General features: G+C 64.2%; 25 protein-coding genes. 12 read left to right on the top strand and 13 right to left on the bottom strand.

Features of this window, described 5'->3' with window-relative positions:
- Window positions 1-51: 51 nt before the first annotated feature.
- The 5 genes from sucD to mdh are packed head-to-tail and all read right to left on the bottom strand — an operon-like array spanning window position 52 to window position 4,055.
- Window positions 52-954 carry a succinate--CoA ligase subunit alpha gene (sucD, locus tag CK227_RS25830; protein WP_095774800.1) on the bottom strand — a complete coding sequence of 301 codons (903 nt, stop codon included), beginning with the start codon at window positions 952-954 and terminating at the stop codon, window positions 52-54.
- A 12-nt stretch (window positions 955-966) separates the two neighbouring features.
- Complete coding sequence (locus CK227_RS25835; RefSeq protein WP_095774801.1) at window positions 967-1,464, bottom strand: DUF1579 family protein; 498 nt, start codon at window positions 1,462-1,464, stop codon at window positions 967-969.
- A 3-nt stretch (window positions 1,465-1,467) separates the two neighbouring features.
- Window positions 1,468-1,839: a cupin domain-containing protein gene (locus CK227_RS25840; RefSeq protein WP_095774802.1), complete on the bottom strand. Its 372-nt coding sequence runs from the start codon at window positions 1,837-1,839 to the stop codon at window positions 1,468-1,470.
- A gap of 4 nt (window positions 1,840-1,843) precedes the next feature.
- Window positions 1,844-3,037, bottom strand: coding sequence for an ADP-forming succinate--CoA ligase subunit beta (sucC, locus tag CK227_RS25845; protein WP_095774803.1), 1,194 nt, complete (start codon window positions 3,035-3,037; stop codon window positions 1,844-1,846).
- A gap of 49 nt (window positions 3,038-3,086) precedes the next feature.
- A complete protein-coding gene (mdh, locus tag CK227_RS25850) occupies window positions 3,087-4,055 on the bottom strand; it encodes a malate dehydrogenase (RefSeq protein WP_095774804.1) in 969 nt (322 codons plus the stop codon).
- Window positions 4,056-4,289: 234 nt separating this feature from the next.
- On the opposite strand from mdh, the gene CK227_RS25855 reads away from it, so the two are divergent.
- Entirely contained in the window at window positions 4,290-4,718 is a 429-nt protein-coding gene (locus CK227_RS25855; RefSeq protein WP_095774805.1) for a GNAT family N-acetyltransferase, read from the top strand.
- A gap of 36 nt (window positions 4,719-4,754) precedes the next feature.
- Here CK227_RS25855 and zapE read toward each other — a convergent pair whose 3' ends face one another.
- Together zapE and CK227_RS25865 are read right to left on the bottom strand one after the other, a co-directional pair.
- Complete coding sequence (zapE, locus tag CK227_RS25860) at window positions 4,755-5,969, bottom strand: cell division protein ZapE (protein ID WP_095774806.1); 1,215 nt, start codon at window positions 5,967-5,969, stop codon at window positions 4,755-4,757.
- Window positions 5,970-6,157: 188 nt separating this feature from the next.
- Window positions 6,158-6,697: an AprI/Inh family metalloprotease inhibitor gene (locus CK227_RS25865; RefSeq protein ID WP_095774807.1), complete on the bottom strand. Its 540-nt coding sequence runs from the start codon at window positions 6,695-6,697 to the stop codon at window positions 6,158-6,160.
- A gap of 235 nt (window positions 6,698-6,932) precedes the next feature.
- Between CK227_RS25865 and CK227_RS25870 the strand changes: the two genes are divergently transcribed.
- The 9 genes from CK227_RS25870 to CK227_RS25910 all read left to right on the top strand — a co-directional run bounded on the left by CK227_RS25870 (window position 6,933) and on the right by CK227_RS25910 (window position 15,024).
- On the top strand, window positions 6,933-7,985 hold the full coding sequence (locus CK227_RS25870; RefSeq protein ID WP_179296518.1) for an MBL fold metallo-hydrolase: 1,053 nt from the start codon (window positions 6,933-6,935) through the stop codon (window positions 7,983-7,985).
- Window positions 7,986-8,056: 71 nt separating this feature from the next.
- Window positions 8,057-8,623 carry a hypothetical protein gene (locus CK227_RS25875; RefSeq protein WP_179296519.1) on the top strand — a complete coding sequence of 189 codons (567 nt, stop codon included), beginning with the start codon at window positions 8,057-8,059 and terminating at the stop codon, window positions 8,621-8,623.
- Window positions 8,624-8,720: 97 nt separating this feature from the next.
- Window positions 8,721-8,882, top strand: coding sequence for a DUF1328 family protein (locus CK227_RS25880; RefSeq protein ID WP_095774809.1), 162 nt, complete (start codon window positions 8,721-8,723; stop codon window positions 8,880-8,882).
- A gap of 98 nt (window positions 8,883-8,980) precedes the next feature.
- Window positions 8,981-9,865 carry a diaminopimelate epimerase gene (gene dapF, locus CK227_RS25885; protein ID WP_095774810.1) on the top strand — a complete coding sequence of 295 codons (885 nt, stop codon included), beginning with the start codon at window positions 8,981-8,983 and terminating at the stop codon, window positions 9,863-9,865.
- Window positions 9,865-11,205, top strand: a complete 1,341-nt coding sequence (gene mtaB / locus CK227_RS25890) for a tRNA (N(6)-L-threonylcarbamoyladenosine(37)-C(2))-methylthiotransferase MtaB (protein WP_179296520.1) — start codon at window positions 9,865-9,867, stop codon at window positions 11,203-11,205. The genes dapF and mtaB overlap by 1 nt, the downstream gene beginning before the upstream one ends.
- A gap of 12 nt (window positions 11,206-11,217) precedes the next feature.
- Window positions 11,218-13,089 carry a signal recognition particle-docking protein FtsY gene (gene ftsY, locus CK227_RS25895; RefSeq protein WP_095774811.1) on the top strand — a complete coding sequence of 624 codons (1,872 nt, stop codon included), beginning with the start codon at window positions 11,218-11,220 and terminating at the stop codon, window positions 13,087-13,089.
- A gap of 45 nt (window positions 13,090-13,134) precedes the next feature.
- Window positions 13,135-13,809 (top strand): septation protein A, encoded by a 675-nt coding sequence (locus CK227_RS25900; RefSeq protein WP_095774812.1) that lies wholly within the window; start codon window positions 13,135-13,137, stop codon window positions 13,807-13,809.
- A 24-nt stretch (window positions 13,810-13,833) separates the two neighbouring features.
- Complete coding sequence (locus CK227_RS25905) at window positions 13,834-14,454, top strand: pyridoxamine 5'-phosphate oxidase family protein (RefSeq protein WP_095774813.1); 621 nt, start codon at window positions 13,834-13,836, stop codon at window positions 14,452-14,454.
- Between the two features lie 39 nt (window positions 14,455-14,493).
- Window positions 14,494-15,024, top strand: coding sequence for an NADPH-dependent FMN reductase (locus tag CK227_RS25910; protein ID WP_095774814.1), 531 nt, complete (start codon window positions 14,494-14,496; stop codon window positions 15,022-15,024).
- 207 nt (window positions 15,025-15,231) lie between these two features.
- Here CK227_RS25910 and CK227_RS25915 read toward each other — a convergent pair whose 3' ends face one another.
- Both CK227_RS25915 and CK227_RS25920 read right to left on the bottom strand, forming a co-directional pair.
- A complete protein-coding gene (locus tag CK227_RS25915) occupies window positions 15,232-15,438 on the bottom strand; it encodes a 4-oxalocrotonate tautomerase family protein (protein ID WP_010912352.1) in 207 nt (68 codons plus the stop codon).
- A gap of 56 nt (window positions 15,439-15,494) precedes the next feature.
- Entirely contained in the window at window positions 15,495-16,415 is a 921-nt protein-coding gene (locus CK227_RS25920) for an SMP-30/gluconolactonase/LRE family protein (RefSeq protein ID WP_095774815.1), read from the bottom strand.
- A 292-nt stretch (window positions 16,416-16,707) separates the two neighbouring features.
- Between CK227_RS25920 and CK227_RS25925 the strand changes: the two genes are divergently transcribed.
- Complete coding sequence (locus CK227_RS25925) at window positions 16,708-16,875, top strand: hypothetical protein (RefSeq protein WP_019862058.1); 168 nt, start codon at window positions 16,708-16,710, stop codon at window positions 16,873-16,875.
- A gap of 227 nt (window positions 16,876-17,102) precedes the next feature.
- Here the strand turns inward: CK227_RS25925 and CK227_RS25930 are convergent, their stop codons facing one another.
- The 4 genes from CK227_RS25930 to ccmA all read right to left on the bottom strand — a co-directional run bounded on the left by CK227_RS25930 (window position 17,103) and on the right by ccmA (window position 19,495).
- Window positions 17,103-17,681, bottom strand: coding sequence for a DsbE family thiol:disulfide interchange protein (locus CK227_RS25930; protein WP_095774816.1), 579 nt, complete (start codon window positions 17,679-17,681; stop codon window positions 17,103-17,105).
- Window positions 17,678-17,851, bottom strand: a complete 174-nt coding sequence (ccmD, locus tag CK227_RS25935; RefSeq protein ID WP_095774817.1) for a heme exporter protein CcmD — start codon at window positions 17,849-17,851, stop codon at window positions 17,678-17,680. The genes CK227_RS25930 and ccmD overlap by 4 nt, the downstream gene beginning before the upstream one ends.
- A 161-nt stretch (window positions 17,852-18,012) precedes the next feature.
- Window positions 18,013-18,678, bottom strand: a complete 666-nt coding sequence (gene ccmB / locus CK227_RS25940) for a heme exporter protein CcmB (RefSeq protein WP_095774818.1) — start codon at window positions 18,676-18,678, stop codon at window positions 18,013-18,015.
- Between the two features lie 208 nt (window positions 18,679-18,886).
- Window positions 18,887-19,495, bottom strand: a complete 609-nt coding sequence (gene ccmA / locus CK227_RS25950) for a heme ABC exporter ATP-binding protein CcmA (protein WP_095774820.1) — start codon at window positions 19,493-19,495, stop codon at window positions 18,887-18,889.
- Window positions 19,496-19,780: 285 nt separating this feature from the next.
- Here ccmA and acnA point away from each other — a divergent pair, with 285 nt between their 5' ends.
- On the top strand, window positions 19,781-22,471 hold the full coding sequence (gene acnA, locus CK227_RS25955; protein WP_095774821.1) for an aconitate hydratase AcnA: 2,691 nt from the start codon (window positions 19,781-19,783) through the stop codon (window positions 22,469-22,471).
- Window positions 22,472-22,480: the final 9 nt, after the last annotated feature.

Consider the following 22,480-nt stretch of genomic DNA (forward strand, 5'->3'; position numbering starts at 1 on the left):
TCAAAGCCAACGAACCGCCGTCGGCTCTCATTCCACAACCGGCGCCGACGCTCAGCCCTTGATGGCTTCAACCAACGTCGTGCCAAGCCGCGCGGGTGACGGCGAGACCTTGATGCCGGCCGATTCCATGGCCGCGATCTTGTCCTCGGCGCCGCCCTTGCCACCGGAGATGACCGCGCCGGCATGACCCATGGTGCGGCCGGCCGGCGCCGTGCGTCCGGCGATAAAGCCGGCCATCGGCTTCTTGCGGCCACGCTTGGCTTCGTCCTTGAGGAACTGCGCGGCGTCTTCCTCGGCCGAACCGCCGATCTCGCCGATCATGATGATCGACTTGGTCTCGTCGTCGGCCAGGAACATCTCGAGCACGTCGATGAACTCGGTGCCCTTGACCGGGTCGCCACCGATGCCGACGGCCGTGGTCTGGCCGAGGCCGACATTGGTGGTTTGGAACACGGCCTCATAGGTAAGTGTTCCCGAGCGCGAAACAACGCCGACCGAGCCCTTGCGGAAGATGTTTCCGGGCATGATGCCGATCTTGCATTCGTCAGGCGTGAGAACGCCCGGGCAGTTCGGTCCGATCAGCCGCGAGGTCGAGCGATCGAGCCGCGCCTTGACCTTGACCATGTCCATCACCGGAATGCCTTCGGTGATGCAGATGATCAGCGGGATCTCCGCCTCGATCGCTTCCAGGATCGCTTCGCCGGCACCCGCCGGCGGCACGTAGATGACGGAAGCGTTGGCGCCGGTCCGTGCCTTGCCCTCGGCGACAGTGGCGAAGATCGGCAAGCTCTCGCCCTTCGACCCGGTCCAGGTCTCGCCGCCCTTCTTGGGATGGATGCCACCCACCATCTTGGTGCCGTGATAGGCCAGCGCCTGTTCGGTGTGGAACGTACCGGTCTTGCCGGTCAGGCCCTGCACCAGCACCTTGGTGTTCTTGTCGACGAGAATGGACATCGGAGCCCTTTTCTAAAGACTGTTGATCGAGGAAGGCGAGACGCGCCGGTAGACGCCGCTCACCATGTCTTGCCAGCCATCGCTGCCGGCGGGTTTGAAATGCAGTCGCATGCGGTAGGTATCGGCATCGTCGAAAATATACGTCACGCGCGCCGCGCCGCGCGGCGACGACCGCTCCAGATTGAGCTCGCTGCCGTTCCACGTTCCCGTGGCCGGCGAGGCCGGCACAAAGCCCATCGAATCGAACTGGTGCATGGTGACGCGGCGGTTCGGCTGGTCGAAGCCGAACACATTGTGCGAACCGAAGGAAATCGTGCCGTCGCGGCGCTGGCGACAGCGCTGCACCACGAACAGGCCGCCGAACTGCGCCTCCGCCAGAACTTCGGACATCGCCTTGCCGGCATCGGTCCACCGCGTGGCCGCGACCTCTTCCTCGCCGCGCCACGCGCCGACCAGCACCTGCAGGCGCTGGTGATCGGCGGAAAGCGAGGAGAAGGAGGCCGCGTTCATCGGTCAGAGCCGCTTCAGGTCGGTGACGGTAAGGTCGCTCTTGGCGTTGCCGGTATTGAGCGTCGTCGCCGGCTCGAACATCAGCACCACCGGCTCGGCGGTCAGCGAACGCGGCCGGTGCTCGACACCGCGCGGCACGACGATGAAATCACCCTCGCCGAGCTCGACCGGACCGTCGCGGAAATCGATGGCGATGCGCCCGCGCAACACGAGGAAGGCTTCATCCTCATTGTCATGCGCGTGCCAGTCGAAGATCTCGCCGAATTTGGCGACTTTGGCTTGGCTGTCGTTGATGTCGCCAGCGATATGCGGATCGAAGACCTTGCTGATCTTCTGATCCGCCGCCTCGACCAGGTTTATCTTGCGTGGAGGCACAGGCTCAGCCCTTCACCGCCGCCACGATCTTCTTGGCCGCGTCGTCGAGATCGTCCGCCGACACCACGTTGAGGCCGCTGTCGTTGATGATCTTCTTGCCGAGTTCGGCATTGGTGCCTTCCAGGCGCACCACCAGCGGCACTTTCAGGCCGACTTCCTTGACCGCGGCGATCACGCCCTCGGCGATGATGTCGCACTTCATGATGCCGCCGAAGATGTTGATCAATATGCCTTTGACCGCCGGATCCTTGGTGATGATCTTGAACGCCGCCGTCACCTTCTCCTTGGACGCGCCGCCGCCGACATCGAGGAAGTTGGCGGGCTCGGCGCCATAGAGCTTGATGATGTCCATCGTCGCCATGGCAAGGCCGGCGCCATTGACCATGCAGCCGATATTGCCGTCGAGCGCGACATAGGCGAGGTCGTATTTCGACGCCTCGATCTCCTTCTCGTCCTCTTCGGTGGTGTCGCGCAGTTCGAGCACGTCGGGGTGGCGGAACAGCGCGTTGTTGTCGAACGACACTTTGGCGTCGAGCACGCGCAGCCGGCCGTTCTTCATGACGATCAGCGGATTGACCTCGAGCAGGCTCATGTCCTTCTCGACGAAGGCCTTGTAGAGGATCGGGAAAAGGGTGCCGCCATCCTTGGCCGCGTCGCCGTCGAGCTTCAGCGCGGCGTTGAGCGCCTTCACGTCATCCGCCGTGACGCCCTTTTCCGGATCGATGGCGACAGTGATGATCTTTTCCGGCGTGTCGTGCGCGACCGCCTCGATGTCCATGCCGCCTTCGGTCGACACGACGAAAGCGATGCGGCCGACCGAGCGGTCGACCAGGATCGACAGATAAAGCTCGCGCTCGATGTCGGCGCCGTCCTCGATATAGAGGCGGTTGACCTGCTTGCCGGCCGGGCCGGTCTGCTTGGTCACCAGCGTGTGGCCGAGCATCTCGTTGGCGTTGGCGACGACGTCGGCGACCGACTTCGCCAGCCGCACGCCGCCCTTGGCGTCGGGCGACAGTTCCTTGAACTTGCCCTTGCCGCGGCCGCCGGCATGGATCTGGCTCTTCACCACATAGAGCGGGCCGGGCAGCGCCTTGGCGGCGGCTTCCGCCTCGCTCGCCTTGAACACCGGCACGCCTTCGGCCACCGGCGCGCCAAAGCTCTTCAGCAGCGCCTTGCCTTGATATTCATGGATGTTCATCGGGAACTATCTCCAGGTCGTTTTGCCGGGGTGGACGTTTTGGCGGGATTTACTTCGAGGCGAGCTGCGGCGCGATCTTGACGCAGGCCTCGGTCAGGCCCTGCACGGTCGCCACCGAACTGTCGAACATTTTCTGTTCGCTCTTGTTGAGGTCGATCTCGATGATGCGCTCGACGCCGCCGGCGCCGATCACCACGGGAACGCCGACATAGGTGCCCTTGACGCCATACTGGCCGGAGAGGTGGGCCGCGCAGGGCAGCACGCGCTTCTTGTCCTTGAGATAGGCTTCGGCCATCGAAATCGCCGAGGCCGCCGGCGCGTAGTAGGCCGAGCCGGTCTTGAGCAGGCCGACGATCTCGGCGCCGCCGTCACGGGTGCGCTGCACGATCTGGTCGAGCTTCTCCTTCGAGGTCCAGCCCATCTTGACGAGGTCTGGCAGCGGGATGCCCGACACCGTCGAATAGCGGATCATCGGCACCATGGAATCACCATGGCCGCCAAGCACGAAGGCGGTGACGTCCTCGACCGAGACCTTGAATTCCTCGGCCAGGAAATAGCGGAAGCGCGAGGAGTCGAGCACGCCGGCCATGCCGACGACATGGGTCTTGGGCAGGCCAGAGAACTTCTGCAGCGCCCACACCATGGCGTCGAGCGGGTTGGTGATGCAGATGACGAAAGCCTTGGGCGCGTATTTCTTCAGTCCGGCGCCGACCTGTTCCATGACCTTGAGGTTGATGCCCAGCAGGTCGTCGCGGCTCATGCCCGGCTTGCGCGGCACGCCGGCGGTGACGATGCAGACGTCGGCGCCCTCGATGCCGGCATAGTCGTTGACGCCGGTCAGCCGGGAGTCAAAACCATCGACAGGCGACGACTGCGCGATATCGAGCCCCTTGCCTTGCGGAATACCCTCGGCAATATCGAACAGCACCACGTCGCCGAGGTCCTTGAGGCCGATCATGTGGGCCAGCGTGCCGCCGATCATGCCCGAGCCGATAAGCGCTATCTTGTTGCGTGCCATGTGAGGATGTTTTCCCTTTGTCTGTGACTGCGCCCAAATCTTTGACGACTTGATGACGGCGCCGAGGAAGAGGCCGGAATGCTGAGGAAACCCGCGAGATTTCGCCGCACCCAATAGCCTCCGGGCGAGATAAATTCAAACGATTATTTTGGAGTGAACATTTTCAATCGGTTAGATGGATTGGGATTTACGTAAACGTCAAAGTTTGTAAGCCGACTTGGAGAAATCTACACAATGAGTATGGAGATCGTAAGGCTTGAAGCCAGCGATGACGCCCTTGTGATGCGGATCGCCGAGGATGTGTTCGACGAGCCTGTCAGGCCGGACCGGTTGGCAGCCTATCTCAACCAACCCGGCCATTTCATGGTCGTGGCCCTCGCCAATGGCGTGGTCGTCGGGCAATGCGCCGCCGTCATCCACCGCCATCCCGACAAAGTTGCGGAACTTTATATAGATGAGGTCGGCGTATCGCCCGAATTCCAGCGCCAGGGGATCGCGCGCAGAATGCTCGACGCGATGTTCGCGATCGGCAGGGAGAATGGCTGCGAGGAGGCCTGGGTCGGCACCGAAGCCGACAATCTTCCGGCCCGCGCGCTTTATGAATCGCGCAAGGAGCCGCATGGGGAAGCGGAGAGTTTCGTCATGTATGCGTACAGGCTTTAGCGGCCAGCGTCTTCGCCCTGCTTTGCGTTCCTCTGCCTAGGGCGACGAAGGCAGGGCCTGAGCCAGCGGCACATCCGGCGCCGCCTTCACCTTCAGCCGCTCCGCCCAGTCCTCCAGCCAGTCACGGCTTTGCATCTCGATCAGGCGTGAAGCGGTGCGTTCGAACTCGAACACCTCGACGCCGCGTTTTGCCACATAAAGCTCTTGTGGCGGCGCATCGGCGCTCACCACCAGCCGCACATGATGATCGTAGAGCGTGTCGATCAACAGGATGAAGCGCTTGGCCTCGTTGCGCTTGCCTTCGCCCAGCACCGGGACGTGGTCGATGAAGACGGTCGAGAAACGTCCTGCGATCGCCAGGAAATCGCGCGCGCCGAGCGGTTTTTCGCAGAGATCGGCGAAGGAAAACCGCGCCGCGTCGCCGGCGGCGGCCGGCACCGGAACCTGGCGGCCCTTCAGCGTCAACGAGGTCGCGGCTGTCGGCGCGCCGCGCGTCATCGTCCGCCAGGCCTCGTCGAGCGTCCGGTCGGCCGCCGCATCGGCCGGCGTGACATAGACCGGCGTGCGGGCGAGCTTCTCGAGCCGGTAATCCTTGTCGGTGTCGAGCGACAGCACCTGCGCGTGCCGCTCCAGAATGCCGATGAACGGCAGGAACAGCTGGCGGTTCAGCCCATCGCGGTAAAGATTTTGCGGCGCCACGTTCGAGGTGGCGATCAGCACGACGCCGTTGGCGAACAGCGCCGAAAACAGCCTGGACAGGATCATCGCGTCGGCGATGTCGGTGACCGAGAATTCGTCGAAGCACAGCACCCAGGCCTGCTCGGCCAAGGCTTTTGCCACCGGCGGGATCGGATCGTCTTCTTTGACGTCGCCATTCTTGCGCGCCTGCCGGTGCTTCTGGATGCGGTCCTGCACATCGGCCATGAAGTCGTTGAAATGGACGCGGCGCTTGCGCCGGACCGGCAGCAGCTCGAAGAACATGCCCATCAGCATGGTCTTGCCGCGGCCGACGCCGCCATGGATGTAGAGGCCTTTGACCGCCTCATGCGTCTCGCGCTTGCGGGCAAACAGCCAGCCCAGCGCGCTGGACTTGTGCGCCAGCCGCTTGGCCGAGATCTCGTCGGTCAGCCGGTCGAGCGCGGCGGCGATCCGCTCCTGCGCAGGATCGCGTCCGATCGCGCCGGTTTCCACCAGGTGGTCGTAGCGCTGCCTGACGGTCGCATGGGTCTGGAGGCCGTCACGCAGATGCATCGGTCACGTCGTTTGTTCAGAGCAGGAATGCTCCAAGGAAACTAGGTGTGTCGAGATTCAGGTCAGGCCGAACCGAGAATGGCGGCTTTCGAGAACCGGAGCGGAGCGTACTTAAAGTACGTGAGCACCGGAAGCGCAGAAACCCGCCGTTCGCAGGCCGGCATCACCTGAATATCGGCATACCTGGCTTACCTTGTAAGCGAAATCGGTTGACCGTTGGAAGTCTGGCCGTCGAATTTCGAGCCGCCCGACGAATAGAGCCGCGCCAGCGACCCGCCATTCTCATCGTAAAGCGTCAACTGCTTGCCGGCGACGTTCCACGACTTGATGCCGTCGATCGGGGCCGGGCAATGCAGCGGCCCGGCGCGGAAGCCGGCGCCGAACTTGGTCTGCGGCGTCGCGATCTTGCAGCTCTGCCCGGAAACGCTGGCATTCCAGACGCCGGCGACGGCTGCCGCGCTGAGATCCGCGGCCCCGGCGGGCGCCTGGCCGTCCGGCGGCAAGGACGCCACCTGCGTGTTCCCCGGAGCGGTCGGGAACTTCGACGGGTCGGTGGTGCCGGGCGAGGCCGGCGGCGGCAGCTGATTGGAGGTCACCTGGCCGGCCGGCGCCGGCTGCAGAGGCGCCGGTTGCTGGTCGTCCATCGACGAGAAGCGCGAGGTCGAGCAACCGCTCGCAACGAGCGCCGCCAGCGATACGGCCACAAGACCGCTTTTCGAAAAATTCATTACAACCTCCGTCGGATCCGGCTGGGGGGAAGCCGTCCGCGCAATATCACCCTCAACCAAGATGGAGAAGGTGGCGAAATTTCAACCCGATATGGTTAAAATAGGGTTTGCGGCAAGATTGTTGCAAATTTATCGCAATCTCGACCTGCCAAGTCCGGTCGTCGCTTAAGTCCGTGGAGTTCGGCCGCGACCACGCATTCGCCTGCAAATGCTTGCGCCAACCGCCGCAACGCCTATGTCTAGGAGCCGAACCCCGCTGGAGCATACCTTGGCCGCGAGAAAGAAAGCCGCCAACCGCTATTACAGCGGTCCGCCCAGCGACCATTTCGATGGCACCTTGTTCTTCAATCCCGGCGGCCGGATGCCCGGCCGCTTCACCGATCTCCTGAAATGGCAGCTCAACGGCCAGCGTGCGAAATGGCCGGCAACCAGCCCGAGCCCCTTTCCGCTGGCGAGGCCGGCCGCGATGGTCGAAGGCACCGACCTTACTGTAACCATGGTCGGCCATTCGACCTTGCTCATCCAGACGGCCTGGCTGAACATCCTCACCGACCCGGTCTGGTCGCAACGCACCTCGCCGTTTTCCTTCGCCGGGCCAAAACGCGTCAATGCGCCAGGCATCGCCTTCGACGATCTGCCGCCGATCGACCTCGTGCTGGTAAGCCACAACCATTATGACCATCTCGACCTCGTCACGCTGAAGCGGCTGAAGGAAAGAGACGATCCGCTGGTGGTGACGCCGCTCGGCAATGATGTGCTGATCGGCGAGGTGGTTCCCGGCATGCGGCTGGCGGCGCATGACTGGGGCGACAGGGTCGACATCGGCGACCGCACCGCCGTCCACATCGAGCCGGCGCATCACTGGTCGGCGCGCGGCGCCCGCGACCGGCGCATGGCACTGTGGGCCGGCTTCGTCATCGAGACGCCGGGCGGCAAACTCTATTTCGCCGGCGATACCGGCTTCCATGACGGCATCAACTACCGGCTGATGGCGGACAAACATGGCGGCTTCCGCTTCGCCATTCTGCCGATCGGCGCCTATGAGCCACGCTGGTTCATGGCGCCGCAGCACCAGAACCCGCAGGAAGCGGTGCAAGGCATGAAGCTATGCAAGGCCGCCTTCGCCGCCGGCTGCCACTGGGGCACATTCCAGCTCACCGACGAACCGATGGACGAGCCCGTCCGCAAACTGGCTGAGGCCCTTGAGGCCGAGGGCCTGCCGCCGGAGCGCTTTCGCGCCTTGCAACCCGGCGAGGTCTGGAACGTGCCGGAGATCGAGCACGGTTGAAGTCTGCATTGGCCATTTACGGCACCATCATTTTCGCCGATGGTCCGCCCAGCAGAAAAAGGGGAATGCAGATGAAATCCATGCTTGCAGCGCTGATGGTGCTGGCAATCTCGATGCCGGCGGCTTTCGCGGGCGAAATCACGGATCGCGCCGCCGAGGCCGAAAAGGCGCTGCAGGCAGGCGACGGAGCCGGCGCGCTGGAGAAATTCCGCGGCGCCGAGGAGGCCTTGTGGCAAGCGATGCCGCTCGCCGTGCAGAATGTCAAACAGGTCGATTCGGCCGGCGGCTTCGGCATCTACAGCGAGCGTGCCAATCAGATCTACAAGCCAGGCGAGAAGGTCGTGCTCTATATGGAACCGGTCGGCTACGGCTATGGGTCGGACGGCCTGGGCAACAGCCAGATCGCGCTTTCCGTCGACCTCACCGTGCTCTCCGACTCGGGCGAAGCTCTGGGTACCTTCGAGAAAATCGGCAGCGTTCAGGTCGCTTCCCGCTCGCACAACCGCGAACTCTTCTTCAAGCTCGACCTGTCCCTCGATGGACTGCCGCCCGGCAAATATAAATGCAACTTCCTCATGCATGACCAGAATTCGACCAAGACGGCGCCGTTCAGCACCGATATCGAGATCGCTGGGTAGGTTTTCCGCTGACATCGCCTCGCAAACCGCGGGAACCCAGACACGACAGCCGCGTTCTTAATGCGGTTACAAATCTGTCGGTTTGCGAGGCATTCCCATGATCAGATGGATCATCATCCTGCTCATCATCGCCGCCGCGGCGAGCCTGCTCGGCATGCCGGCGCTGGCTGGAGCCGCCGCCACAGGCGCGCGCATCCTCATCGGCATCGTTCTCATCATCTTCCTGCTGGTGGTGCTAGGCATCTTTGCCGTGACTTAATCCCGGCGTCTTCGCCGTGACTGAACACGCCTGCGCACTGGTAATTCCCGCCCGTTTCCGCCATATAGCGCCAAACGGACACGGAATTTCGCGGAGCAATGGCAAGCACTGCCCCTTTCGCCAAGATGAACGGCATCGGCAACGAGATCATCGTCGCCGATATGCGCGGCCGTGCCGATCAGGTAACGGCGGCCGCCGCCCTTGCGCTGAACGCCGATGCCGCGACCCGCTTCGACCAGATCATGGCGATCCATGATGCGAAGACGCCGGGCACCGCCTACTATGTCGACATCCTGAATTCCGACGGCACCAGTGCGCAGGCCTGCGGCAACGGCATGCGCTGCGTCGTCCAGGCGCTCGCCGCCGAGACCGGGCAAAAGACCTTCACCTTCGAGACCCGCGCCGGCATTCTCAACGCCAGGGAACATGCCGACGGCACGATCTCGGTCGACATGGGCATGCCGCGTTTCGGCTGGCAGGAGATTCCGCTGGCCGAGGAGTTCCGCGACACCCGCATGATCGAATTGCAGATCGGCCCGATCGACGCGCCGGTGCTGCATTCGCCCTCCGCCGTGTCGATGGGCAATCCGCACGCCATCTTCTGGGTCGACCGCGATGTCTGGTCCTATGAGCTCGAACGTTTCGGCCCGCTGCTCGAAAACCACCCGATCTTTCCCGAGCGCGCCAACATCACCATTGCACAGGTGACCTCGCCCGAGAGCATGATCATCCGCACCTGGGAACGCGGCGCCGGCCTGACCAAGGCCTGCGGCTCCGCCGCCTGCGCATCGGTGGTGGCCGCGGCCCGCACCAGGCGCACCGGCCGCAGCGTCAGCCTTTTGACGCCCGGCGGCGGCACGCTGCATGTCGAATGGCGCGAAGACGACCACGTCATCCTGACCGGTGCCGCCGAGTGGGAATTTTCCGGCAGCTTCGACCCCTCGACCGGCACCTGGGCCCGCGACACCGAAAGCGCGGCCTGATGTCGGTTGCTCTGTCCAGGAGCCCGGACTTCGACGGCTCCCTTTCCGAGGCCCCCAGCCGCATTGACGTGGTGACCTTCGGCTGCCGGCTGAACACCTATGAGTCCGAAGTGATACGGCGCGAGGCCGAAAGCGCCGGTCTCGGCGCGCTGCAGGGCGGCGCGGTGATCTTCAACACCTGCGCCGTCACCGGCGAGGCGGTGCGCCAGGCCAAACAGGCGATCCGCAAGGCGCGCCGCGCCAACCCTGCGGCGCGCATCATCGTCACCGGCTGCGCCGCCCAGACCGAGCCTGAAAAATTCGCCGCCATGGACGAGGTCGATCTCGTGCTTGGCAATGAGGAGAAGTTGAAGGCGCATTCCTACCGTGCGCTGCCGGATTTCGGCGTCAACGACACCGAGAAGGCCCGCGTCAACGACATCTTCTCGGTGCGCGAGACCGCCGGCCACATGGTCGACGCCATAGAGGGCCGGGCGCGCGCTTTCGTGCAGGTGCAGAATGGCTGCGACCACCGCTGCACTTTCTGCATCATTCCCTACGGTCGCGGCAATTCCCGCTCGGTGCCGATGGGCGCCGTGGTCGAGCAGGTCAAGCGACTCGCCGGCAATGGTTATGCCGAGATCGTGCTGACCGGCGTCGACATGACCAGCTTCGGCGCCGATCTGCCGGGCGCGCCCAAGCTCGGCAAACTGGTCAAGACCATTCTGAAGCAGGTGCCCGACGTCAAGCGCCTTCGGCTATCCTCGATCGATTCGATCGAGGCCGACGACGATTTGCTCGATGCCATCGCCACCGAACCCAGGCTGATGCCGCATCTGCATCTGTCGCTGCAATCGGGCGACGACATGATCCTGAAGCGCATGAAGCGAAGGCATCTGCGCGACCAGTCGATCCGTTTCTGCGAGGATGTCCGCAAATTGCGCCCTGCGATCGTCTTCGGCGCCGACATCATCGCCGGCTTCCCGACCGAGACCGACGCCATGTTCGAGAACTCGATAAAAATCGTCGAGGAATGTGGCCTGACCCATCTCCATGTCTTCCCGTTTTCACCGCGCGAGGGCACGCCCGCCGCGCGCATGCCGCAGCTCCGCCGCGAGGTGGTCAAGCAGCGCGCCGCCCAGCTGCGCGCCGCCGGCGAGGCCGCCTATCGGCGCCATCTGTCCTCGCTGCCGGGAACGCGCCAGTCGATCCTGATCGAGCGCGATGGCCTCGGCCGCACCGAAGGATTTACCCTCGCCGCACTCGGCACCGGCGCGCCGGGCGAGATCGTCGAAGCGACAATTACTGGCCACGATGGCGTCCGGCTCAACGCAGTGCCGCTTGCCGCACGCGCCGCCTGAGAAACGCAAAGCATGGCTGGTTTTTTCAAGAAGATATTTTCGTTCGGCAAGAAAGAGGTTGTCGAGGAGCGCGTTGACGAGACCGCCCCGCTGCCCCCGATCAAATGGGACCAGCTCGATGCGCTGAAGCCGGCGGCCGAACAGGTCGTTCCGGAATTTCTGAAGCGCGAGGAGCTGGAGCCGGCTCCCCACTCTCCCCTCGATGGGGAGGGTCGCCACGAAGTGGCGGGGAGGGGTGATGCCGACGCCAGTCACCCCCAAGCTCCGCCTGGGACCCCCATCGAGTGGCAGGTAGAGCCGGCACCTCAGCCCGCACCTGAAGAACCGGCACCCGAGACCGCTCCTACGATCCCGCCCACGCCGGAGCCGACGGTTCCCGCCGAGCCGGAACCCCTGCCGCAGCCCGCGCCGCAAGAGGAACCGGCACCCGCGCCGGAGCCCCCAGAGCCGCCGGCTCCCGAGGAGATTCCGCTTCCCCCCGCCGCTCCGGAGCCCGTCCCCGAACCGCAGCCGCAGGAAGTCCCTGCTCCGGCACCTGCCGAGCCGGAGATTGTGCCGCCGCGCCCGGAAAGGCAGCCCGAACCGGCACCGATCGAAGTGCCGGTCCCGCCTGCCGAGATCCCGGCCGAGACACCCGCTCCCGTTGAAGTGCCGCCACCGGCTGCCGAAGCTACGCCAGCGCCCCACCCTCCCCTCGATGGGGAGGGTCGCCACGAAGTGGCGGGGCGGGGTGATGGCGCCAACGCCAGCGCCAGTCACCCCCGAGCCGCGCCCGGGACCTCCCCCATCGAGGGGGAGGTAAGGCGCACGCCCGTCGAGACGCAGCCCGTCATTGCCGAGATCACGCCCGAGCCGCAGCCCGTCCCACAGCCGAAGCCGGAATCTAAACCCGCTCCCGGCAAGGTGACCGTCACCAAAAAGGTCGAGCAGAAGGCCGAGCCGGTCAAGGCGCCGGAGCCGGCACCGCGGCGCTCCTGGTTCCAGCGCATGCGGGACGGACTTGCCCGTTCCTCGCGCGAACTCACCGGCAACATCGCCGGCGTCTTCACGAAGCGCAAGCTGGACGAGGACACGCTGCAGGACCTGGAAGATGTGCTGATCCGCGCCGACCTCGGCATGGAAACGGCGCTTCGTATCACCGACGCGCTGGCCGCCAGCCGCTACGGCAAGGACGTCTCCGATACCGATGTCCGCACCGTCATGGCGGCCGAGGTGGAGAAGGTGCTGACCCCTGTCGCCCGGCCGCTGGAACTCGACCTCTCGCACAAGCCGCATGTCATCCTGGTGGTCGGCGTCAACGGCACCGGCAAGACCACCACCATCGGCAAACTGGCGGCGAAACTGACCGATGGCGGCCTGTCGGTGATGCTCGCCGCCGGCGACACGTTCCGCGCCGCCGCGATCGAGCAATTGAAGATCTGGGGTGAGCGGACGAAATCGCCCGTCATCGCCTCCAAGCTCGGGGCAGATGCGGCCGGCCTTGCCTACGATGCCTTCGAGAAGGCCAAGGACGCCGGCTCCGACGTGCTGATCATCGACACCGCCGGCCGGCTGCAGAACAAGACCGAACTGATGGCGGAGCTGGAAAAGATCGTGCGCGTGCTGGGCAAGCTCGATCCGGAAGCGCCGCACACCGTGCTGCAGACGGTCGACGCCACCACCGGCCAGAACGCGCTCAACCAGGTCGAGATCTTCCGCAACATCGCCGGCGTCAACGGCCTGGTGATGACCAAGCTGGACGGCACGGCGCGCGGCGGTATTCTGGTGGCGATCGCGGCAAAGCACAAACTGCCGGTCTATTTCATCGGCGTCGGCGAACAGGTCGACGACCTCGAACCTTTCTCCGCAAGCGAATTCGCCAGGGCGATCGCTGGAGTGGCGTAACGGCATGATCCCGTTTCAACGGGATCGTGCGTAAGAAGGAAGATCATGAACCCACCCATTCTCGAACGCGATCCGTCCGACCCGCAGAAAGAGAAGAAGGAAGGCGTCAATCCCGTGCTCAAGCTGGCGCTGGAGCTAGGACCGCTGCTGGTCTTCTTCTTCGCCAATGCGCGCGGCGAGTGGCTGGTGCAGAAATTCCCTGTTTTGGCCGAATTCGGCGGCCCGATCTTCGTCGCCACCGGCCTGTTCATGGCCGCCACGGCCATCGCGCTGATCGCCTCATGGCTGCTGACGCGCACCTTGCCGATCATGCCCATGGTCTCGGGCGTCGTGGTCTTCATCTTCGGCGCGCTGACGCTCTATCTGCAGGACGACATCTTCATCAAGATGAAGCCGACCATCGTCAACACGCTGTTCGGCGGCGTGCTGCTCGGCGGCCTCTACTTCGGCAGGTCGCTGCTTGGCTATGTCTTCGATTCGGCCTTCAGGCTCGATGCCGAAGGCTGGCGCAAGCTCACCTTCCGCTGGGGCCTGTTCTTCCTGTTCCTGGCCATCGTCAATGAAGTGGTGTGGCGCAATTTTTCCACCGATGCCTGGGTTACCTTCAAGGTCTGGGGCATCATGCCGATCACGCTTCTGTTCACCTTCAGCCAGATGCCGCTGATCCTGCGCCATTCGCTGGACGATAAAGAAGGCGGGGAAGAAAAGGCCGGCAAGTAGCGCCCTGCAAACAGGGGGAGAGCCATGGAATTCGTCACCACGCGTGAAGAACTGCGGACGATCTACAAGACGCCGCGCCCGACCGACGGCTCGATCCGCAAGGAGCTGAAGGCACTCGACGGCCACTGCCGCTCCTTCATCGGCAAAAGCCCCTTCGTGCTGATCGGATCGTCCGACGGCCAAGGCAATGCCGACGTGACGCCGAAGGGCGACAAGCCCGGCTTCGCCGCCATTCTCGACGACAGGACCATCGCCATCCCCGACCGACCCGGCAACAACCGGCTGGACACGCTGGAGAACATCTTGCGCAATCCCTCAGTCGGCCTGCTCTTCCTGATCCCCGGCATGAACGAGACGCTGCGCGTCAATGGCGATGCCCGCATCACCGTCGATGCCGGTTTGCGCGAGCGCCTCGCCGTCGATGACAAGGAGCCGCAAAGCGTCATCGTGGTCACGGTCAAGGCGGCCTACATGCATTGCGCCAAGGCCTTCATGCGCTCCGATCTGTGGAAGCCCGACACCTGGTACGACCGCGCCACGCTGCCGACGCTCGGCCAGATCCTGCGCGACCAGCTGGTGGTTGCCGATTCGGCCGAGGCGACCGACCGCTTGCTCGACGAGGAATACAAGCAGACGATGTGGTAGTTTTCCCGACGCGATTCGCGCCGAACCGGTCCCCACCCTGTGCTGAACCTCCTCGCCATCTCCGGCAGCCTGCGTGCCGCCTCCACCAATTCGGCCCTGGTCGCGGCACTGGCGCGCAATGCGCCCGCAGGCTGCCAGGTCACAATCTATGACGGGCTCGGCCGTCTGCCGATCTTCAATCCCGATGACGAGGGCGAGCGCACGCCGCGCGAAGCGGCCAAGCTGATCGACGCCGTCACCGGCGCCGATGGCGTCATCGTCTCCTGTCCCGAATATGCCCATGGCGTGCCGGGCGGGCTGAAGAACGCGCTCGACTGGCTGGTCTCGCGCGACGCCGCCGTCGCCAAGCCCGCCATGCCAGTGCACGCCTCGCCGCGCTCGCTGTTCGCCCGTGCCGCTTTGGCCGAGATCATGCGGACGATGTCCTTCGCGCTTTATGAGGATGGGCTGGAAATTGCCCTGCTGGGGAAGAAGCCGCCGGAGGTGGACGGCATCCTGGCGGAGCCGGTGAACGTGCTGGCAATGTGCAATGCGCTATCTGCTTTCGCGGATTTCATCGCCTCGCGTTGAGCGGCACTGTCTTTCCCTTCTCCCCCTGTGCGAGAAGGTGGATCGGCGCGCAGCGCCGAGACGGATGAGGGGTGTTCCAGCGGAGTGAGGCTTGAAAAGATCGAAGGATTCTAAGCGCTTACTTTTACAAAGTCGCGATCCTTCCAACACCCTCATCCGACCTCGCTTCGCGAGGCCACCTTCTCCCACAAGGGGAGAAGGCAAGACCTAGCCCTTCCGCAACGTCTCCACATCGGTCTTGCCGACATACCAGTCGCGGGCGTTGACCTCTTCGAAAACCACCCAGACATCGTCATTGCCAAGCCCGGTGGCTTCCATGATGGCCGCCGTGACTTTCTTGGCGATGTCAGCCTTCTTGCCTGCCGGGTCGGCGGCGATCACTTCCTTGACGATGCGGATGTTGACGAATGGCATTTTTTCTCCCCCAGGATGGTTGCGTTCCCGAGCCGGCGCTCGCGCCGCGATCTGTTTCAGTAGGTCTTGGCTCCGTTCACCATCAGCCGCACCGAATAGAGCGAGGTGGTGCCGACGATGTAGAGGCAGTTCAGCTTGGCGCCGCCGAACACGCAATTGGCGGTCACCTCCGGCACCTTGACCTTGCCGATCAGCGTGCCGTCGGGATCGTAGCAATGGATGCCGTCGGCGGCACTGGTCCAGATGCGTCCGTCGGCGTCGAGCCGGAAGCCGTCGAACAGGCCGGCGGTGCAGTCGGCGAAGACCTTGCCCCCGGAAACCTTCTTGCCGTGCTTGCCGACGTTGAACACCCGCATATGCGCCGGATTCTCAGCGCCATGCGTGCGGCCGGTGTCGACGACATAGAGCAGGCTTTCGTCCAGCGAGAAGGCGAGCCCGTTGGGCCGCACCATGTCGGTGATGACGGCCTCGATCTCGCCGCTGTCGGGGTCGACCCGATAGACGTAGCAGGCGCCGATCTCGCTCTCGGCCTTGTCGCCTTCATAGTCGGTGTCGATGCCGTAGCTTGGGTCGGTGAACCAGATCGAGCCGTCGGACTTCACCACCACGTCGTTGGGCGAGTTCAACCGCTTGCCCTTCCATTTGGCGGCAATGGTGGTGACCGAGCCGTCATACTCCGTGCGGCTGACGCGGCGGCCCGAATGCTCGCAGGTGACCAGCCGGCCCTGCCGGTCGACGGTGTTGCCGTTGGAATTGCCCGAAGGCTGGCGGAAGACGCTGACGCTGCCGTCGGTCTCGTCATAGCGCAGCATGCGGTTGTTCGGGATGTCGGACCAGACGACGTAGCGCCCGGCGGCGAACCAGGCCGGTCCTTCCGCCCAGCGGCATCCGGTGAACAGCTTCTCCACCTGCGCGTTGCCGTTAAACAGCCGCGCGAAGCGCGGATCGAGAATTTCGTAATAGTCTGCGGCCGCCATGCATTTCCTCCCGGCATCACGTGATGCCGGATCAAGCCAGCCCGCGATCGATCTGGCAAGACGCGGCCTTCGCAATTTGTATGACAAAACGGAGAGCAACCCGCCGCCCAGGCGGTTCCAGCCCCGATCATCCAACCAGGACGCCTTAGGACACGATTAACCGGCTATGCGCTGCGTGCAATGGTGCATTGCAACATCTTCTTTTTGCAACGCACCAATCCTATGTCATGCTCCGTATTGACCAAGGGAGGAAGAAACCGCCGCCAGAATGCGGCACAGAAGGACCCTTGCTATGATCTTCAACGATCTCATGACCCGCGCTCGCAACAACATCGCCAAGCGCAAGCACTACAACCGCCTCGTCGCCGAAATCGACAGCTTCTCCAGCCGCGATCTGGCCGACATGCGCGCCGACCGCTCGGAAATGCTCTACCAGATCCACAAGCAGATCTACGGCTGAGTATTCGGTCGACCTATCACGTTCGTCATGCTGGGGCGTAGCGACGCGAAGCGGAGCAAAGAGCCAAGGATTCATGCCGTGATCTTCGAGCGCCGCAGCGGTGCGGAATATCTGTCTACCGCTATACGCGGCTATTCTGATCCGAATCCTTGACCAACGTCCCGGCATGGATTCCAGGGTCTGCGCCGCGTCGCTTCGCTCTAGAATGACGAAGCGAGAGAACGCCGTCAGTTCGGTGCGGCCAATGCCTTGTCGATCTGCGGCAGCAACAAATCCCGCGCCGCTTCCGCCGTCAGCGGGCCGACATGCTTGTAGGCAATTCTGCCGTCCTTGCCGATGACGAAGGTTTCCGGCACGCCGTAGACGCCCCAGTCGATCGCCGTGCGGCCGGCTTCGTCGACGCCGATGGCTTGGAACGGATTGCCGAGATCGCCGAGGAACCGGCGGGCATTTTCCGGCCGGTCCTTGTAGTTCAGCGCCGCCATGGTGAACCGCTTGTCCTCCGCCAGCGCCAGAAGCACAGGGTGCTCTTCGCGGCACGGTGCGCACCATGACGCGAACACGTTGACCAGCGTGACCTTGCCGGCAAACGCCCTGGAATCGAGGCCCGGCAGGTTTGACCCCGCCAGCGCCGGCAGATTGGTCTGCGGCGCCGGCAGCCCGATCAGTGCCGAGGGCACTTCCGAGACATCGCGTCCCGACAACAGCTGCCACAGGAACAGGCCCGCAAGGCCGAGGAAGACCAGCAGCGGCAACAGGACGAACAGGCGGCGGCCGCGCGTCGGTGTTTCGGTCTCGCCGCTCACGACTTCTCCGCCTCCGCCTTGTCGGAACGCCGCCGCACGCCGGCTGCTTCCAGCTCGGCAAGATCGCGCTTGCGCCCCTTTTGATCAAGCAGGATCCAGCCGATCAGCCCGGCCAGAGCAACCGCCGTGATGCCATAGGCGGCCGTGACATAGAGGGCGTGCGCACTCATGCCTGCCGCTCCATCAGCGCGCCTCTTTCCAGCCGTCTGCCTCGTTCGATCATGCTTTCCCTTAGCGACATGCCCATGGCTGCGCAACGCGCCGTGGTTTCAAACATACGTGGCCGCCGCGCCGCCGCCCTTGATGTCGCGCAAACCATGCCGACCCTCGCTCAATCGGTTCCGTGGCGCAGCGCCAGCGCTGCCGAGGCCGGCCCCAGCACACCAAGAAACAGCGTCAGCGCGGCAAGAATGAGGAAGGGCTGCAGGAAAGGATCGGGATCGGCCGTCGCGCCATAGCTCGCCGAAACGCCGAAGATCAGCACCGGAATGGTCAGCGGCAGCACCAGCACCGAGATCAGAAGCCCGCCGCGCGGCAGCGCCACCGCCACGGCGGCACCAGCGGCGCCAATGAAGGTGATGGCCGGCGTGCCGACCAGCAGCGTCAGCGCCGTCGCGCCGATGCCGAGCGGCTCCATGTTCATGAACAGGCCGAGCAAGGGGGCGGCGACGACCAGCGGCAGAACGCTGCCCGCCCAATGCGCCAGGCATTTCACCAGCACCGTCAGCGCCAGCATGTTCCGGTCGTTGCCGAGCACCAGCAGATCGAGCGAGCCGTCCTCGCGGTCGGCCTGAAACAGCCGGTCGAGCCCGAGCAGGCAGGCGAGCAGCGCGCCGATCCACAGGATCGCCGGGCCGATGCGGGAAAGCAGCTTCAGGTCCGGCCCGACGCCGAACGGGATGGTGGCGATGACGGCAAGGAAGAAGATGACGCCGGTCAACGCCCCGCCGCCGGCGCGGATGTTGAGGCGGATGTCGCGGGCGAAAAGGGACCACATTACGATGTGGTCCTTTGTTGAGGTTGGCGTTCTGTCACGCCCCCCTCTGGCCTGCCGGCCATCTCCCCCACTTGGGGGGAGATTGGCAGCTTCGGCGCCTCGCTTGTCTTTGCGACGGAGGGGATTGGCGAAAGCCTGGGCGCCATCCAATCTCCCCCCTCGTGGGGGAGATGTCCGGCAGGACAGAGGGGGGCGCCTCGCACCGCCATCAACCGGCTTCCCCCATCCTCAATTCCTTCGCTCCCTCGATCCCCAGCGGCAAATGCGTCGCCGCGACGATCATCCCACCAGCCATGCAATGCTTCATCATCAGCCCCGCGAACCGCGCCTCCGACGCCTTGTCCAGTCCCGCCGTCGGCTCGTCGAGCAGCCACAGCGGCCGGTGGCTGACCAAAAGCTTGGCGATCGCCGCGCGTCGCCGCTGCCCGGTCGAGAGATAGCCGAACGGCAGATGGCCGATGCCGCCGAGCCCGACCGTCTCCAGCGCCTCTTCGACGCCCGAATCGCCACTTCCATTGAAATCGCGCCAGAAGCGCAGGTTTTCGACGACGCTGAGCGCCGTCTTCATCGCGTTCTGGTGTCCGAGATAATGGCAGGCCGAAGCGATCGACGGAAAGTCATCGCCGCCGTTCTCGAGCAGCAGCCGGCCTTCGGCCTTCGGCAGCAGCCCGGCGATGATCCGGAGCAAGGTCGATTTGCCCGATCCGTTCGGCCCGGTGACGACCAGCGCCTGACCCTGATCGAGCGCAAAGCCGATGCCGGAAAAAACCGCCTCGCCGCCGCGTTCGCCGCCCAGATTTTCGGCGATAAGCCGCATCCCTCGCCTGCCCCGAAAACAATGTTCCGCGGTCGCTGCCGCATCGCACAAATTTGCTTTTTGACTGTCTAGAACTATTCCAGAAAATTCTCTATATGCGGTGCATCCGTGCCAGCGGTCGGCGCGGGAACAGAATTAGCGCCGAACCAGCGCACGCGCCGCCTTGAACGGCTCGGGTTGCTTGGGAACGGACAGCGGAAATGGCCGTACCCGCACCTTTGCGCGTGACTGCATGCCATCGGCGTCCGTTCCCTTTCAGGCTGAACAGACAAGGACGGATCGCACGTGTCAAAATCCCTCGATAGTTTCAATTGCCGCCGCACGCTGAAAGCGGGCGATGCGGAATATGTCTATTTCGACCTCGTCGAGGCCGAGAAGAACGGCCTCACCGGCATCGCCCAGCTGCCCTATTCGATGAAGGTGCTGCTGGAGAACCTCTTGCGCAACGAGGACGGCCGCTCCGTCACCAAGGACTCGATCCAGGCGGTGGCCGGCTGGCTGACCGACAAGGGCACCGCCGGCGTCGAGATCGCCTACCGCCCGGCCCGCGTCTTGATGCAGGATTTCACCGGCGTTCCGGCCGTGGTCGACCTTGCCGCCATGCGCGACGCCATGGCCTCACTCAGCGGCGACCCCCAGAAGATCAACCCGCTGGTCCCGGTCGACCTCGTCATCGACCACTCCGTCATCGTCGACGAGTTCGGCACGCCGCTGGCCTTTGCCCGTAATGTCGAGCTCGAATATGAGCGCAACGAGGAACGCTACAAGTTCCTGAAATGGGGCCAGCAGGCGTTCCGCAACTTCCGCGTCGTGCCGCCCGGCACCGGCATCTGCCACCAGGTCAACCTCGAATATCTCGGCCAGGTCGTGTGGACCAACACCGAGGACGGTGAAACGACAGCCTATCCCGACACCTGCGTCGGCACCGATTCGCACACCACCATGATCAACGGCCTTGGCGTTCTCGGCTGGGGCGTCGGCGGCATCGAGGCCGAGGCGGCCATGCTCGGCCAGCCGGTCTCCATGCTCTTGCCCGAAGTGATCGGATTCCGCCTCACCGGCAAGCTGAAAGAAGGGGTCACCGCCACCGACCTGGTGCTGACCGTCACCCAGATGCTGCGCAAGAAGGGCGTCGTTGGCAAGTTCGTCGAGTTCTTCGGCCCGGGCCTCTCCAACATGACACTCGCCGACCGTGCCACCATCGGCAACATGGCGCCCGAATATGGCGCCACCTGCGGCTTCTTCCCGGTCGATAGCGAAACCATCCGCTATTTGACCATGTCCGGCCGCGAGGAAAGCCGCATCGCGCTGGTCGAGGCCTATTCCAGAGCGCAAGGCATGTGGCGCGAAGCGGGCTCCGCCGACCCGGTCTTCACCGACCTGCTCGAGCTCGACCTCGGCGACGTCGTGCCGTCCATGGCCGGCCCCAAGCGCCCCGAAGGCCGTGTCCCGCTGGAAGGCATCCCGGCCGGCTTCGCCAAGGCGATGGAGACCGAATACAAGAAGGCGGCGGAGATTTCCAAGCGCTACGCCGTCGAAGGCACCGACCATGATCTCGGCCATGGCGACGTCGTCATCGCCGCCATCACGTCGTGCACCAACACCTCGAACCCGAGCGTGCTGATCGGCGCCGGCCTTCTGGCCCGCAACGCCAACCGCCTCGGTCTCAAGCAGAAACCGTGGGTGAAGACCTCGCTCGCCCCCGGCAGCCAGGTCGTCGCCGAATATCTGGAGAAGTCAGGCCTGCAGAAGGAGCTCGACCAGATCGGCTTCAACCTGGTCGGCTTCGGCTGCACCACCTGCATCGGCAATTCCGGCCCGCTGCCTGGGCCGATCTCCAAGACCATCAACGACAAAGGTCTGATTGCTGCCGCGGTCTTGTCCGGCAACCGCAACTTCGAAGGCCGCGTCTCGCCCGACGTGCAGGCCAACTATCTGGCGTCGCCGCCTCTGGTCGTGGCGCATGCGCTGGCCGGCACCGTCACCAAGGACCTCACCACCGAACCGCTCGGCGAGGACAAGAACGGCAATCCGGTCTACCTCAAGGACATCTGGCCGAGCTCGGCCGAGATCCAGGAGTTCATCGAGAAGAACGTCACCCGCGAGCTGTTCGCCCGCAAATATGCCGACGTCTTCAAGGGCGACGAGCACTGGCAGAAGGTGCAGGCGCCGGAAGGCCAGACCTATGCCTGGGACGACAACTCGACCTATGTGCAGAACCCGCCCTATTTCGCCGGCATGACATCCGGTTTCGGCAAGATCGGCGACATCAAGGGCGCTCGCGTGCTCGGCCTGTTCGGCGACAAGATCACCACAGACCATATCTCGCCGGCGGGTTCGATCAAGGCCGCCTCCCCGGCCGGCAAGTATCTCACCGACCATGGCGTCGGCGTCGCCGATTTCAACCAGTACGGCACGCGGCGCGGCAATCATGAGGTGATGATGCGCGGCACCTTCGCCAACATCCGAATCCGCAACCACATGCTGGGCGAGAACGGCCGCGAGGGCGGCTACACCATCCACTACCCGTCGAAGGAAGAGGAATCGATCTACGACGCGGCGATGGAGTACAAGAAGGAAGGCGTGCCGCTGGTCATCTTCGCCGGCGTTGAATACGGCAACGGCTCGTCGCGCGACTGGGCGGCCAAGGGCACCAACCTGCTCGGCGTCCGCGCCGTCATCGCCCAGTCCTTCGAGCGCATCCATCGCTCGAACCTGGTCGGCATGGGGGTCATCCCCTTCGTCTTCGAGGAAGGCACGTCCTGGGCCTCGCTCAACCTCAAGGGCGACGAACTGGTCGAGATCGATGGCCTGAGCACTATCAAGCCGCGCCAGACGATGACCGCCAAGATCACCTATGGCGACGGCACGGTGAAGAACGTGCCGATCGTCTGCCGCATCGATACGCTGGACGAGCTCGACTACTTCAAGAACGGCGGCATCTTGCAGTACGTGCTGCGCGATCTGGCTGCATAAGGCAGCAAG

The sequence above is a fragment of the Mesorhizobium sp. WSM4308 genome, assembly GCF_002294905.1.
In the GTDB taxonomy this organism is placed as follows: Bacteria; Pseudomonadota; Alphaproteobacteria; order Rhizobiales; family Rhizobiaceae; genus Mesorhizobium.

Excerpts from the sequence above, each read along its gene's own strand:
- sucD (WP_095774800.1), bottom strand. The coding sequence starts at position 954 with ATGTCCATTCTCGTCGACAAGAACACCAAGGTGCTGGTGCAGGGCCTG.
- CK227_RS25835 (WP_095774801.1), bottom strand. The coding sequence starts at position 1,464 with ATGAACGCGGCCTCCTTCTCCTCGCTTTCCGCCGATCACCAGCGCCTG.
- sucC (WP_095774803.1), bottom strand. The coding sequence starts at position 3,037 with ATGAACATCCATGAATATCAAGGCAAGGCGCTGCTGAAGAGCTTTGGC.
- mdh (WP_095774804.1), bottom strand. The coding sequence starts at position 4,055 with ATGGCACGCAACAAGATAGCGCTTATCGGCTCGGGCATGATCGGCGGC.
- CK227_RS25855 (WP_095774805.1), top strand. The coding sequence starts at position 4,290 with ATGAGTATGGAGATCGTAAGGCTTGAAGCCAGCGATGACGCCCTTGTG.
- zapE (WP_095774806.1), bottom strand. The coding sequence starts at position 5,969 with ATGCATCTGCGTGACGGCCTCCAGACCCATGCGACCGTCAGGCAGCGC.
- CK227_RS25865 (WP_095774807.1), bottom strand. The coding sequence starts at position 6,697 with ATGAATTTTTCGAAAAGCGGTCTTGTGGCCGTATCGCTGGCGGCGCTC.
- CK227_RS25870 (WP_179296518.1), top strand. The coding sequence starts at position 6,933 with ATGTCTAGGAGCCGAACCCCGCTGGAGCATACCTTGGCCGCGAGAAAG.
- CK227_RS25875 (WP_179296519.1), top strand. The coding sequence starts at position 8,057 with ATGAAATCCATGCTTGCAGCGCTGATGGTGCTGGCAATCTCGATGCCG.
- CK227_RS25880 (WP_095774809.1), top strand. The coding sequence starts at position 8,721 with ATGATCAGATGGATCATCATCCTGCTCATCATCGCCGCCGCGGCGAGC.
- dapF (WP_095774810.1), top strand. The coding sequence starts at position 8,981 with ATGGCAAGCACTGCCCCTTTCGCCAAGATGAACGGCATCGGCAACGAG.
- mtaB (WP_179296520.1), top strand. The coding sequence starts at position 9,865 with ATGTCGGTTGCTCTGTCCAGGAGCCCGGACTTCGACGGCTCCCTTTCC.
- ftsY (WP_095774811.1), top strand. The coding sequence starts at position 11,218 with ATGGCTGGTTTTTTCAAGAAGATATTTTCGTTCGGCAAGAAAGAGGTT.
- CK227_RS25900 (WP_095774812.1), top strand. The coding sequence starts at position 13,135 with ATGAACCCACCCATTCTCGAACGCGATCCGTCCGACCCGCAGAAAGAG.
- CK227_RS25905 (WP_095774813.1), top strand. The coding sequence starts at position 13,834 with ATGGAATTCGTCACCACGCGTGAAGAACTGCGGACGATCTACAAGACG.
- CK227_RS25915 (WP_010912352.1), bottom strand. The coding sequence starts at position 15,438 with ATGCCATTCGTCAACATCCGCATCGTCAAGGAAGTGATCGCCGCCGAC.
- CK227_RS25920 (WP_095774815.1), bottom strand. The coding sequence starts at position 16,415 with ATGGCGGCCGCAGACTATTACGAAATTCTCGATCCGCGCTTCGCGCGG.
- CK227_RS25925 (WP_019862058.1), top strand. The coding sequence starts at position 16,708 with ATGATCTTCAACGATCTCATGACCCGCGCTCGCAACAACATCGCCAAG.
- ccmD (WP_095774817.1), bottom strand. The coding sequence starts at position 17,851 with ATGAGTGCGCACGCCCTCTATGTCACGGCCGCCTATGGCATCACGGCG.
- ccmB (WP_095774818.1), bottom strand. The coding sequence starts at position 18,678 with ATGTGGTCCCTTTTCGCCCGCGACATCCGCCTCAACATCCGCGCCGGC.
- ccmA (WP_095774820.1), bottom strand. The coding sequence starts at position 19,495 with ATGCGGCTTATCGCCGAAAATCTGGGCGGCGAACGCGGCGGCGAGGCG.